Genomic DNA, 12,433 nt, shown 5'->3' with positions numbered 1-12,433 from the left:
GACAAAATTCAGGAAAGTACAATGACAACATCATTTCTTTATGAAAAAGACAGCGACAATATCGTAACCGTCACTATGGATATGCGCGGCAGCGTAAACGCGATTAACGATGAGTTTATCGACGGTTTGCGCAGCTCGCTCGAGAAATTAGCGGGCGAGGCAGATTTGGCGGGGGTGGTTATTACTTCTGCTAAGAAAACTTTTGTTGCTGGCGGTGATCTCAACGACTTGGTCACGGCCCAGCCCGGTGAAGAGCATGGTGTATTTGTGCGCACCGAAGAGATTAAGGCATTATTTCGCGGCATAGAAAAACTGCCGGTTCCGGTTGTTGCCGCCATTAATGGCGCGGCGCTGGGTGGCGGTTTAGAATTGTGTTTGGCCTGTAACTACCGCATAGCTGTGGATTCCAAGGCGGTTATGGTTGGGCTGCCGGAAGTGGGCTTGGGTCTGTTGCCAGGCGGCGGCGGCGTAGTGCGCCTGACTACATTGCTGGGTTTTGAAAAAGCTTTTCCGTTTTTGATTGAAGGTAAAAAATTGGGCGCGGCGCCCGCGGTTGCGGCCGGCTTGCTTCACGAAACGGTGGCGGACCAAGAAGCCTTGCTACCCCGCGCTAAGGCGTGGATTCTTGAGCAGCGCGGCAATGAGTTAGCAGCTGTTCAGCCTTGGGATGTGCGCGGCTTTAAAATACCAGGTGGCGGCGAAGAGCAGCCAAGTATTCGCCAGGCAATCGTATTTTATGCCGCTGGTCTGCGCAAAAAGACGCGGGGCTTGTTGCCTGCGCCAGAAATGATTTTGGATATTATGGTCGAAACCCTGCGCGTAGACCTGGATACCGCACTGCGTATTGAGAGCCGGCAGTTCGCTCAGCTGGTAACAACGCCAGAAGCGAAGAACATGATTAACGCCTTTTTCTTCCAGATGAATCAGGTTGCTGGTGGTCAAAGCCGGCCCAAGGGATTTGAGAAATCGACCGTATCGCGCTTAGGCATATTGGGCGGCGGGATGATGGGCCAAGGTATTGCCATGTCGGCGGCTATGGTCGGCATTAGCGTTGTTATTAAAGACGTAACCATGGAGTCTGCAGAAAAAGCCAAGGCTTATTCTGAAAAAGGTCTGGCTAAGCTGATTCAAAAAGGTCGGATGACTGAGGCTGCCGCCCAAGATGTATTGGCGCGCATCAAACCAAGTATTAGCAATGACGATTTGCAGGGCTGCGATTTTATTATTGAAGCCGTTTTTGAAAACGTCGAACTCAAGCACTCGCTGACTAAATCGACGGAGTCCTGCTTGGCAGAGGGCGGCGTGTGGGCATCTAATACGTCTACGCTGCCAATTACGTCTTTGTCTGGCGCCAGCTCAAACCCTAGTAATTTTATTGGAATGCATTTCTTCTCGCCGGTAGACAGGATGCCGTTAGTGGAAATTATCTGCGGTGCAGAAACCAGCGAAGAAACCCTTGCTAAGGCCTTCGATCTGGCTCGCCAGTTGAAAAAGACTCCCATCGTAGTTAACGATTCACCTGGCTTCTATACTTCTCGAACTATTGGTACGCCAATACAAGAAGCGGCTCAGTTAATTGCCGAAGGTATTAATGCAGTGCGCGTGGAGTCGGTAGGTAAATCAGTGGGTTGGCCAGTTGGCCCCTTAGCGCTGCAAGATGAAGTTAGCCAAAAGTTGTCTTTAGATATTATTGATGCTCAAATCAGTATGGGCTTGAGCAAAGCTGAAGATGATCCGACGCCACAGGGAACTGCGCTGATGCGCTGCCTGTTAACCGAGCATAAGCGCGGAGGTCGGGTTCATGGCGGCGGTTATTACGAATACACTGAAGCCGGCAAGCATATTTGGCCTGGTTTACGGGAAATGTATTTTAATGCCGAGGTTGATGGCGAGGTAAATGATCAAGATATTCGTGATCGTCTGCTGTTCCGTCCAGTGATTGAGAGTTTGGTATGCCTAGAAACCGGTGTATTACGCACCGTAGCCGACGGCAATATTGGCTCGATTATGGGGATCGGTGCACCGGCGTGGACAGGCGGCTATCTGCAGTTTATTAATACCTATGGCGTGCAGCGTTTTGTAGATCGCTGCCGCGAGTTAGAAGCTAAATACGGTAAGCGTTTTGCGCCGCCAGCTATTGTGATTGATAAGGCCGCTGCTGGTGAGCTGTTCCAGTAAGGCGGATGCTATCCCGGGCAGTCAGCCCGGGATATTCAACAATAAAGATTTGCCGGAGTATGAGCGATGAGTAATACGATAAAGACACCATTGGAAATGTTTTACCACTGGGAGTCGGTGGCTGCAGAGCAAGTGTTTCTGCGTCAGCCTAAAGACTTGCAGTGGACCGAATTTACTTGGGGGCAGGTAGCTGATCGCGCGCGTCGCTTAGCGAGCTATATTTCTGCGCAAGGCTATGAGCCCGGCAGCCGTATCGCGGTATTTGCAAAAAACTGTGCCGACTGGGTAGTTGTAGATTTTGCAATTATGCTGAGTGGTCACGTTAGCGTGCCTTTGTACCCAGGTCAGGATGCACCGTCTTCACGTTATATTTTAGAGCACAGCGAAAGTCAGATGATTTTCCTGGGCCAGTTTGATATTGCCGGCCAAGCAGATGAGGTTTTGCCCGCGGGTATGAAGCGCGTGGCGATACACGGCTGTAGCTGTGAAACGGAAGCAAATCTAGACGCTATTGTGGCTGCTCACCCGCCGATGGCTGAGTCACCAGTGCCAGGTACTGAAGCGCTAATGACAATACTTTACACCTCGGGCACCACTGGTAATCCGAAGGGTGTAATGCATGTGCACGGCACGCCAGGACGGGTTTTACCGCGTATGCACAAAGATTGGAATGTGGGTTTGGGTAAAGAGCGCGAGCGCTTCATGTCTTATTTGCCACTGTCTCACGCTGCTGAGCGCGCCATTGTTGAAATGAATGCACTGTACTGTAATGGCGTGGTGTCTTTCTCTGAGGGGCTAGAAACCTTTGCCGCCGAATTGCGCGATGTTGAGCCAACTTTCTTCTTCTCTGTGCCGCGCCTGTGGGTAAAATTTAAAGCTGCTATTGACGCGAAGATTCCGCCAGAAGCGCAGGCAGGGTTTGGCGAAGCTGAAAAGGAGCAGATCAGAAAACAGCTGGGTTTAAATCAAGCGCGTATGGTCTTAACGGGTTCAGCACCTTGCCCACGCGATGTGCAAAATTGGTTTATCAATCTTGGCGTGGTACTGCGCGAAGGGTATTCCATGACCGAAAATTTCTGTGACGGTACTTTTTGGCTGTCTGACGAGCGGCCCCAAGCCGGTTGTGTCGGGGTGCCTTTAACTGGCGTTGAAATAAAAATTACCGACGATGAAGAAGTATGCTTTAAAAGTAATGGCTTGATGGTTGGCTATTACAAAAGCCCAGAAAAAACTGCCGAAGCGCTTATCGATGGCTGGTATCACACCGGCGATACTGGCAAGCTCGACGAAAACGGCAATCTGTGGATTACCGGCCGTATCAGCGAAGTGTTTAAAACCACCAAGGGCAAATTTATTCAGCCGATTAAACTCGAAGACGATTTTGGCTCTTTGGTTGAGCTTGAGCAAGTTTGCGTTTGTGGTCATGGTTTGGATCAGCCGCTGTTATTGGCGACCTTGTCTGAGCTTGGTAAAGGCTTGTCTGCGGATGAGCTCACTGCAAGCCTTAGCGCTTCCCTGGCGAAAATAAATGCCAAGCTAGCCGCTTATGAGCGGGTCAATCACGTTGTGATTACACCGGAGTGGACAATTATGAATGGTCTGCTCACACCTACCTTGAAGCTTAAGCGCAAAAGCATTATTGCGCATTTCAAAGATCAGATCGAAGCTAAGCATTCTGACACGGTCGTGTTTATGTAAGCGCTACCCGCGCGCGTGCTTTTAGTGCCGGCCCTTTATTTTGGAGGTTGGCATTGAGGCAATAAAAAAGCGCCTTTCGGCGCTTTTTTATTGTTTGTACTATTCGTACGGGACTTATGCGAGCGGTGGATTGCCTGGTAATTGTACCAAGCCGTCGTCTAATTTTAGCCACGACAGTTTGGATGCGCACCACATATGGCCTTGTAAAGGAGTTAGATTGGGGTCTTCTAAGGTGCCCACTTTGATAAATAGCATCTCTGGCATTTCCGCCAGCATGGAATACAGTGGTGTGCCGCAGTTACCGCAGAAATGACGGTTTACTGTGAGCCCGGCCTCACCTTTAACGGTGTATACCTTGCTGGGGCCGGTCATTGCGCAGTTGGCAGCGGGGAAAAATGCTACCGTGGCAAAGGCGCTGCCAGAGGCGTACTGGCAGTCGCGGCAATGGCAGGCCATAACACTGGCTGGCTCGCCTTCGCAGCTGTAAGTGAAATCGCCGCAGGCACACTGGCCTTTATAATTAATGTCGCTCATGCCGTTCTCCTGAGGGTCTGTTACTCGTCGATTAATTTGTTTAATTTCAGAATGAGGTGATTGATCTCGCTGCGTGAATCATCGGCGCTGTTCACAATGCCGTTGAATACCAAGTGAGTGAGTTGTTCGGCAATAACATTGCTGTCTTCGCGTGTGGTGCCCGAGACGATGTCCCAAAGATAGTGCTCTATCGCGCCAAAGACCACATTGCGAATGAGGATTGGCGATACCGCTTCGTCAATCTCGCCATTTTCTTTGCCCTCGCGCACTACGTTGATAACAACATTGGTGTAGCGACGATTGAAGTTGTGCACCTTTTCAAGGAGCTCGGTATGCGAACCGCGAGACTCGTTGAGAATCACGGTGCAGAGGTCGCTGTTATTGTGTAAAAACGACATATGGGTATGAATAATATAGCGTAACTTATTCTGTGAACCGCTGATGGCAGCAACCCCAGTTTCCATGGCGAGAGTGATCTCTTCATAGAAATTTTCGATTACTTTGGCCATTAAGGCGCGTTTGCTTTTAAAGTAATGGAGCACAGTACCTTCGACTACGCCCACCACGTCGGCAATTTCTGCAATGGTGGCAATTTCATAGCCGCGATTGATAAAGACTTGTCGCGCCGCGCTAATAATCTCGGATTCGCGTTGCTCCCGCGAAAGTCGCGTGCGGGTGCTAGGCTTTTTTACTTTGCTCACTATGTACTTTTCTCTCGCTCTGGGCGCGACGCCTGCGGTGTTATCACTCATCGCCATTGGCTATAAAATCTGCTTCTCGACGTTCGCGAAAGGCATTGAGCCCTTCCTGAAAGGCCTTGCCACCGAAACTTTCGGTCTGCAATTTTTGCTCTAGCAGGAGCTGCTCATTAAAACTATTTTGGTAAGCGGCGCGTAGTGACTCTTTGGTCCTCCGAACAGCTCCAGAGGATAGTTTGGCTAAATTGGCTGCCAGTGCAGAAGCTTCTGTCATCAGCTCGCTATCGTCAATACTTTTCCAGATCATTCCCGCCCGCGCGGCATCGTCGGCGCTGAGTGAGTCGCCGGTTAAGCACATGGCTAAAGCTTGATTGTAATTCAGGCCTCTGCTCACCAGCCATGAGCAACCCATGTCGGGAACAACGCCCAGCTTGGGCACAAAGGGCAGGGAGAAATAGGCAGATTTGGCGGCCAGTACAATGTCGCAATTCAGTGCCAAGCCAACGCCGGCGCCAATTGCTGGACCATTTACCGCAGAAATGAGCGGAATGGGCATATTCATCATATAGTTGGCCAGCGGATTATAGGTCTCTTCAATTGCCTTATTAACGTAGGTGTCGAGGGGGCCTTGCTGAGCCATAAAGTTCTTAAGATTGCCGCCCGCGCAGAAAAATTTACCGTTGCCGGTTAATAACACTGCGCGCACTGTGTCGCTGGCGACAGCATTGCGCAGGGCGTCGAGTAAGGCGTTGGCCGATTCTTCGGTAATACTATTGAACGAGGCGGGCTCATTCAGGGCGATAGTGCGAACGTGTTGCTGGTCGCTAATTTCAATCATGTACTTGCTCCGACTCGTTAGGTATTGCCATTTGTCCGCGCGCTCAAAAATTGGCTTAGCGGCGTGGTGTTACGCAATCTATGCTGGCGTCGCCGAGCTGGTAGCCACCATCGATATCGAAAATAGTACCGGTAACGTATTTGCCAAGATCACTGCTCAAATAAATAGCGGCACTGCCGATGTCCTCAACCGAACCGAGGTAGCGGGTGGGAAGTGCGCCTACTAATTTTTCGCCAGCGGCTGGGTCGGTGGCAAATAGGCGGGTTAGGCCTTCGGTTTCGGCGGTTAAGCCAGGTGAAATACCATTAACGCGAATGCCCGCTGGGCCCCATTCCATTGCTAAGGTTTTGAGCATGGCGTTAACCCCAGCTTTCGCAGCGCACACATGGGTTTGCAGTGGCGTTGGATTAACCGCTTGTGGTGCAGTGATGGCAATGAAGCTAGCGCCAGGCTTGTTGCAGTGATCGTAGGCGGCACGGAATACGTGATAGCTACCGATAAGGTCGATGTCGACAATGGTTTTAAAACCGTTGGGGCTAATATTGACTGCGGGGGCAAAGAAGTTGCCCGCAGCGCCAGCAATAACAATGTCGAGGCTGCCAAATTTAGCAACGGTGGCTTTTATGGCTTCATTAATAGCGTCGTAGTCGCGAACGTCGGCGCTAAAGGCCAGTGTCTCTAGTCCGCTAATCGCAGTAATTTCGGCGGCTGCTTTATTGGCCTTCTCAATGTCACGGCCAACTACGCTGATTTTTGCGCCGTGTTTTGCCATGGATTTGGCAATGCCAAGGTTGATGCCGCTGGTGCCGCCAGAGATAAATGCGACTTTTCCTGTAAGGGTATTTTCGTTAAACACTGGGGCCTTCCTTTTACGGTCTGTAAGGGTTGTTTATCTTTTAATTGAGTATGGCTCAATTTTAATAGTACGTCAGCTAAAGCGTAAAATCCAGCTTGAAGGCCGCGCTCTATAAGCTTTATGAGTTGATATTTGCAGTGACGGTGCTTGAGGTTGGCCCTTGTAAAAAATTCTTATTGAGGAGTTTGTGCGCTATTTCGCTGTGCTTTAGCCGATATATGGCGTTGCTTTCGACATTTTGAGATGCGTCATCTTTATGTCGCTAGTTTGGCTGTATAGGGGGTGGTACACAAATATTGATTTGGGGGTCAATATTGTCTATATTAACTCTTGCTCAATAGTGCTGTGTTTTCACTATTGCTGTGCGGCAGGGTCTTGGCTCTGTGCAGTGGTTTTTAGTAGTACCCTTCCAGGTGCGATTTTTCCCCGTTTTTAGGAGCGGGGTTTTTTACGCCGGCGTGCGGAAGAGGTTAGGTGTTCGTTTGAAGGACGATTTTTATAAAGGGGTGTGCGGCTGTGTCGCCCCCCTTTTTTTGTCGGTCGCTATTGTGTCGCAGTTAATAAGCCGGTTTTGAGCGTCATTTGTTATATTTTTTGAGCGCTGGTCAATAATCGCTTGATAGGGGCTAAGTTGTTGGTTTTTAAGGATTATGCTGCTGCGCCTCAGGCTTTGTAGCGCTTTTTTTAGAGTTTGTTGTGAGCAATGTAAATGCTTGCTATTGAGTATGACTCAATTGTAAGGTATAAATATTAATATCAACTAAGCACACTGGAAAATTCAATGTCTGCTGTACGAAGTTTCAAAAAAGTACTTGTCGCCAACCGTGGCGAAATTGCGATGCGGATTCTGCGCACGCTCAAGGATCTTGGGCTGCCTTCTGCTGTTCTCTATCATCGTCAAGAAATTGAAAGCCCTGCGCTCAGTTTTGCCGACGAGGCCTTTGAGGTCTTTGGCGATACACCGGTCAGCGCTTACCTTGATATTCCGCAGATTGTTGAGCTGTGCAAAACACACGGCGTCGATGCGGTGCATCCTGGTTATGGCTTTTTGGCTGAGAACGCGGCTTTTGTTCGCGCGCTAGACGCCGCGGGTGTTTGCTTTATAGGGCCGCGCCCAGAAGTGATGAACTTGATGGGCGACAAAATTGGCTCGCGCGACTTTGTTGCCGAGCGCGGTTTCCCTATCGCGCCTTCAGTTATAGATGATGGCGACGAAGACAAGCTGATTGCCAGCATTATCGAAATTGGCTTCCCAGTTTTGATTAAAGCCTCTGCTGGCGGCGGTGGTAAAGGTATGCAGATTGTTCGCGAAGCCGACGGCTTGCGTGACATCGTTGCGACCGCAAAAGTAGAAGCCCAGCGTTACTTTGGTGATCCGCGTGTATACGCAGAGCGCTACATCGAGAGCCCGCGCCATATCGAAGTGCAGGTATTGGGCGATGAGCACGGCAATTGCGTACATTTATGGGAGCGCGAGTGCTCGATTCAGCGTCGTTTCCAAAAGGTAATTGAAGAGACGCCTTCCCCCGCACTGACCCCAGAGCTGCGCAAAGATATTTGCGAATCAGCCGTGGGTATCGCCAAGGCAACCAATTACACCGGTGCCGGTACCATCGAGTTTATTTTCGCCCCTAATGGCGATTACTACTTCTTGGAAATGAATACCCGTATTCAGGTAGAGCACCCCATTACCGAAATGGTTACTGGTGTTGATCTGGTTGCGGAGCAAGTGCGGATCGCAATGGGCCACCCCCTGAGCTACCGCCAAGAAGAGATTAAGCAGGTCGGTCATGCTATTGAGTGTCGTATTTGCGCAGAAATTCCCGACGACGACTTTGCGCCTGCTGCGGGTAAGGTCCTCATGTTACGTCCGCCAGTTGGCGAAGGCATGCGCTTTGACAGTGGCAGTTACGAAGGTCAAAAAGTCGGTACCGCCTTTGACTCCATGATCGCCAAACTCATTGTTCACGCTGAAGATCGCGATGCCGCAATTGCTCGTGCCGGTGAGGCGCTAGAGCAGTTTGTATTACTCGGTGTTGAGACTAATTCAGATTACCTTGGCCGCCTGCTTCGTCACCCCGCATTTATTGCTGGCGAGACGAATACTGGTTTTATCAAAGACCACGCGGCTGACCTTGGGCCAGATGCGCTGAGTGCCGATTTGCAAACCGCTGTATTAGCTACGGCCGCGCTGAGTGATCGTCAATTTGTGGCAATGATGGATGAAGTGCCTTATCCATACCGCCTCATGAAAGAATGGAGAAACTGAGTTGAGATACACATTCAAAATTGGCGAAGAGCTGGTTAAAGTTGCGCCGCGCAGCATGGCCGATGAACTTATTTTGGCCATTGGCGAGCAGAATTGCCGCGTTGTTTTTGATCACGGCCGCGAAGGACGTTGCACCTTAACGCTAGACGGGCGCAGCTATGAGTCTTGGGTTGCTCGTGACGGTGACGACATCTATATCAAAATGGCTAGCCATTATTTTAAGGTTACCGCTGTTGATCCTCGCGCTGCGGCCTCCGGCGCCAGCGCTGGTGCCGGTGCTATTAGCGCACCAATGCCTGGCGTTGTGGTTGAAGTGCTGGTTGCCGAAGGCGACACAGTCGTTGAAGGCGATAAATTACTGACTATCGAAAGTATGAAATTACAATCGACCGTTAGAGCGGCCTGTGACGGCGTTGTTGGACGTATACACGTGAGTGAAGGTTCCGAATTCAACAAAGACGATGTTCTTGTTGAAATTGAGAGCGAATAAATTCACTTCTGACATTCATTGATATCGGCTGGACTATCGCCATGCGTAGAATTCAATCGCGAGTTAACATTAACTCGCCAGAGTACCAAGAAAACCTTAAAGCTAACGAAGCGCGTTTGGGCGAGTTTCATCGCCGCCAAAACGCCGCTCGCCACGAGCGTCCCCAGCGGGATTTAGACCGCTTGGCGCGCCAAGGTAAAATGTTACCGCGCGAGCGTTTAGAAATGCTGCTCGATCCAGGCACGCCATTTTTGGAACTGTCTACCTTGGCGGCGGGCGAGCACTACGACGGCGATTCGCCATCGGCAAGCTGCATCACCGGTATTGGTATTGTCTGTGGCCGTGAAGTATTGATTCACGCCAACGACAGCACGGTAAAAGGTGGCGCTTGGTATCCAATGACAATCAAAAAGATTGTTCGCGCCATGGATATCGCCATTGAGAATCACCTGCCCGTTATTCACTTGTGCGACAGCGCCGGTGGTTTCTTGCCGCTGCAGTCTGAACTGTTTGGCGACAAATATTTTGCTGGTCGTATTTTCCGCAACCAAGCCATTCTTAGCAAAATGGGTTGCAAGCAGCTGTCCTTGGTATTTGGTCACTGCACCGCGGGTGGTGCTTATGTACCGGCCTTAAGTGATTACAGCGTAATTGTTCGCGGCACCGGCGCAGTATTCCTCGGTGGGCCGCCATTAGTTAAAGCGGCAACCGGCGAAGAAGTCACGGTTGAAGAGCTGGGCGGTGCAGACATGCACACCTCTGTAAGTGGCACCTGCGATTACCCCGCAGACACCGAAGAAGAAGCCATTGCCATTGGTCGCGAGATCGTTGCCCAGTGGAGCAAAAAGAAAAAATGGGATGCCCAGCAGCAGGCGCCGGAAGCACCGTATTACGACCCTAAAGAGTTGTACGGCATTATCCCAGCCAATATCAAAACTCAGTTCGACATGATGGAAGTGATTGCCCGTGTAGTCGATGGCAGCCGTTTCCATGAATACCAGCCCGCCTACGGCAAAACCTTGATCTGCGGCTTTGCGCATATCTGGGGTTATAAAGTCGGCATTATCGGCAACAACGGTATTCTGTTTAACGACAGCTCTAAAAAGGCGTCGCACTTTATTCAGCTGTGTAACCAGAATAAAACGCCGCTGGTGTTCTTGCAGAATATCACCGGTTATATGGTTGGTCGCGAATACGAGCGCGAAGGTATTACCAAAGACGGCGCCAAAATGATCATGGTGCAAGCGGGTAGCGAAGTGCCTAAGTTCACTATTATGACCAATGGCTCTTACGGCGCTGGTAACTACGGCATGTGTGGTCGTGCCTTTGACAGCCGCTTCTTGTTCAGCTGGCCCAATAGCGAAATTTCGGTAATGGGTGGCGAGCAAGCAGCAAAAACTTTGGCGACCATTAAAACCACGCAGCTTGAGCGCGAAGGTAAAACCCTCAGCGATGAAGAGCGCGCCAAAATTTACAGCGATGTGACTGACGACTACGAGCATCAAAGTAGCGCTTACTACACTTCATCGTTAATTTGGGATGACGGCATTATTGATCCAGCCGATACCCGCAATGCACTGGGTATGGCGATTGCCACCGCGATGAATGCACCGATTGAAGATCCGCGTTACGGCGTATTGCGCATCTAAGCGCGTTTGCTAAGAATTGAGGAATAGTCATGACAAATTTATTTGAATTAGGTGAAGAGCATCAAGGCCTGCTAGACCACGCCGACCGTATTGCTAAGGATATGTTGTATCCATTAGCTGAGCGTATGGACAATGAAGAGTGGTGGCCGTCTGAGCTGTTTCCAAAATTAGGCGAACTCGGCCTGTTGGGCGTTACTGTTGCGCCTGAGTACGGCGGCGCCGGCATGGACTTCTTGTCTTGCGGCGTTATCGCCCAGGCGTTCTCGCGCTGGAACCACGCGCTAGGTTTGAGCTGGGTAGTTCACGACAATTTGTTCGCCAATAATATTTATGCAAACGCTAGCGAGTTTCTGAAAAAGAAATACCTGCCAGATGTCTGCGCCGGTACCAAGATTGGCGCTTTGGGTTTGACTGAGCCTGGTGCAGGTTCTGACGCACTCGGTTCTATGCGCACCACTGCCCGTCAAGACGGCGATCACTATGTGTTGAACGGCAGCAAAATTTACATCACTAACGGCCCCGTTGCCGACGTGTTGTTGGTTTATGCAAAAACCGAAAAAGACGCAGGCTCAAAAGGTATCACTGCATTTTTGGTAGAGAAAGATTTCCCTGGTTTTAAAGTTGCACAGAAACTCACCAAAATGGGTTTCCGTGGCAGCCAAACTGCGGAATTGGTTTTTGAAGAGTGCCGCGTACCTGCAGAAAATATCGTGGGCGAATTAGGTCAGGGCCACCGCGTTGTCATGAGCGGTCTGGATCTTGAACGCGCCATGATTAATCCAATTTGTGTCGGTATTGCCGAGCGGGCATTGGAATTGTCGGTAGATTACGCCAAAACCCGTCAGCAATTTGGCAAGCCTATTGCGAGCTTCCAAATGGTACAAAGCCGCTTGGCCGATATGTACGCCAATGTTGAAACCATGAAGCTGATGACCTACCGCGCACTGTCTGCCTGCCAAGGCGTTGCTCACGGCGAAGCTGGTCGTGGCGAGATTCACAAGCTAACGGCAGCGGCTATTATGTTTGTAGCCAACACGTTGAACAAAGTCCTCGACGACGGCGTGCAAGTACATGGCGGTAGCGGTTATATTTGGGAATCTGAAATAAACCGTCTGTTCCGCGCCACTAAGCTATTAGAGATTGGTGCCGGTACAACAGAAGTTCGTAAACTGATAATTGCCGGCGAACTACTCCGTTAAGAGTCGTAATCGGCTGAGATATTG

At 50.4% G+C, this 12,433-nt stretch carries 10 protein-coding genes; 6 read left to right on the top strand and 4 right to left on the bottom strand.

Annotated elements, in window-relative coordinates:
• Positions 1 to 21 precede the first annotated feature (21 nt).
• Entirely contained in the window at positions 22 to 2,178 is a 2,157-nt protein-coding gene (locus AB4876_RS02885) for a 3-hydroxyacyl-CoA dehydrogenase NAD-binding domain-containing protein (RefSeq protein ID WP_368380143.1), read from the top strand.
• Positions 2,179 to 2,244: 66 nt separating this feature from the next.
• Positions 2,245 to 3,876, top strand: a complete 1,632-nt coding sequence (locus tag AB4876_RS02880) for an AMP-binding protein (protein ID WP_368380142.1) — start codon at positions 2,245 to 2,247, stop codon at positions 3,874 to 3,876.
• A 114-nt stretch (positions 3,877 to 3,990) separates the two neighbouring features.
• On the opposite strand, the gene AB4876_RS02875 is transcribed toward AB4876_RS02880, so the two are convergent.
• Genes AB4876_RS02875 through AB4876_RS02860 form a run of 4 tightly spaced genes read right to left on the bottom strand, consistent with a single transcriptional unit; the run spans position 3,991 to position 6,802 of the window.
• Entirely contained in the window at positions 3,991 to 4,410 is a 420-nt protein-coding gene (locus AB4876_RS02875) for a GFA family protein (RefSeq protein ID WP_368380141.1), read from the bottom strand.
• 20 nt (positions 4,411 to 4,430) lie between these two features.
• Positions 4,431 to 5,111 carry a TetR/AcrR family transcriptional regulator gene (locus AB4876_RS02870; RefSeq protein ID WP_368380140.1) on the bottom strand — a complete coding sequence of 227 codons (681 nt, stop codon included), beginning with the start codon at positions 5,109 to 5,111 and terminating at the stop codon, positions 4,431 to 4,433.
• A gap of 43 nt (positions 5,112 to 5,154) precedes the next feature.
• On the bottom strand, positions 5,155 to 5,946 hold the full coding sequence (locus tag AB4876_RS02865) for an enoyl-CoA hydratase/isomerase family protein (protein WP_368380139.1): 792 nt from the start codon (positions 5,944 to 5,946) through the stop codon (positions 5,155 to 5,157).
• 55 nt (positions 5,947 to 6,001) lie between these two features.
• A complete protein-coding gene (locus AB4876_RS02860) occupies positions 6,002 to 6,802 on the bottom strand; it encodes an SDR family oxidoreductase (protein ID WP_368380138.1) in 801 nt (266 codons plus the stop codon).
• A gap of 781 nt (positions 6,803 to 7,583) precedes the next feature.
• On the opposite strand from AB4876_RS02860, the gene AB4876_RS02855 reads away from it, so the two are divergent.
• The 4 genes from AB4876_RS02855 to AB4876_RS02840 are packed head-to-tail and all read left to right on the top strand — an operon-like array spanning position 7,584 to position 12,409.
• Complete coding sequence (locus AB4876_RS02855; RefSeq protein WP_368380137.1) at positions 7,584 to 9,071, top strand: acetyl-CoA carboxylase biotin carboxylase subunit; 1,488 nt, start codon at positions 7,584 to 7,586, stop codon at positions 9,069 to 9,071.
• A 1-nt stretch (position 9,072) separates the two neighbouring features.
• Positions 9,073 to 9,561 (top strand): acyl-CoA carboxylase biotin carboxyl carrier protein subunit, encoded by a 489-nt coding sequence (locus tag AB4876_RS02850; protein WP_301029424.1) that lies wholly within the window; start codon positions 9,073 to 9,075, stop codon positions 9,559 to 9,561.
• Positions 9,562 to 9,602: 41 nt separating this feature from the next.
• The gene (locus AB4876_RS02845) at positions 9,603 to 11,210 is read left to right on the top strand and encodes an acyl-CoA carboxylase subunit beta (RefSeq protein ID WP_368380136.1); all 1,608 of its coding nucleotides are present in this window, start codon (positions 9,603 to 9,605) and stop codon (positions 11,208 to 11,210) included.
• A gap of 29 nt (positions 11,211 to 11,239) precedes the next feature.
• Entirely contained in the window at positions 11,240 to 12,409 is a 1,170-nt protein-coding gene (locus tag AB4876_RS02840) for an acyl-CoA dehydrogenase family protein (RefSeq protein ID WP_301029428.1), read from the top strand.
• Positions 12,410 to 12,433 lie beyond the last annotated feature (24 nt).

This window comes from Zhongshania guokunii, from assembly GCF_040892635.1.
Classification (GTDB): domain Bacteria; phylum Pseudomonadota; class Gammaproteobacteria; order Pseudomonadales; family Spongiibacteraceae; genus Spongiibacter; species Spongiibacter guokunii.
The sequence above is the reverse complement of the archived record's forward strand: the minus strand, read 5'-3'. Positions and strand labels throughout refer to the sequence as shown.

What these genes read in the sequence shown, in the direction of transcription:
- AB4876_RS02885 (WP_368380143.1), top strand. Translation starts at nt 22, where the DNA reads ATGACAACATCATTTCTTTATGAAAAAGACAGCGACAATATCGTAACC.
- AB4876_RS02880 (WP_368380142.1), top strand. Translation starts at nt 2,245, where the DNA reads ATGAGTAATACGATAAAGACACCATTGGAAATGTTTTACCACTGGGAG.
- AB4876_RS02875 (WP_368380141.1), bottom strand. Translation starts at nt 4,410, where the DNA reads ATGAGCGACATTAATTATAAAGGCCAGTGTGCCTGCGGCGATTTCACT.
- AB4876_RS02865 (WP_368380139.1), bottom strand. Translation starts at nt 5,946, where the DNA reads ATGATTGAAATTAGCGACCAGCAACACGTTCGCACTATCGCCCTGAAT.
- AB4876_RS02855 (WP_368380137.1), top strand. Translation starts at nt 7,584, where the DNA reads ATGTCTGCTGTACGAAGTTTCAAAAAAGTACTTGTCGCCAACCGTGGC.
- AB4876_RS02845 (WP_368380136.1), top strand. Translation starts at nt 9,603, where the DNA reads ATGCGTAGAATTCAATCGCGAGTTAACATTAACTCGCCAGAGTACCAA.
- AB4876_RS02840 (WP_301029428.1), top strand. Translation starts at nt 11,240, where the DNA reads ATGACAAATTTATTTGAATTAGGTGAAGAGCATCAAGGCCTGCTAGAC.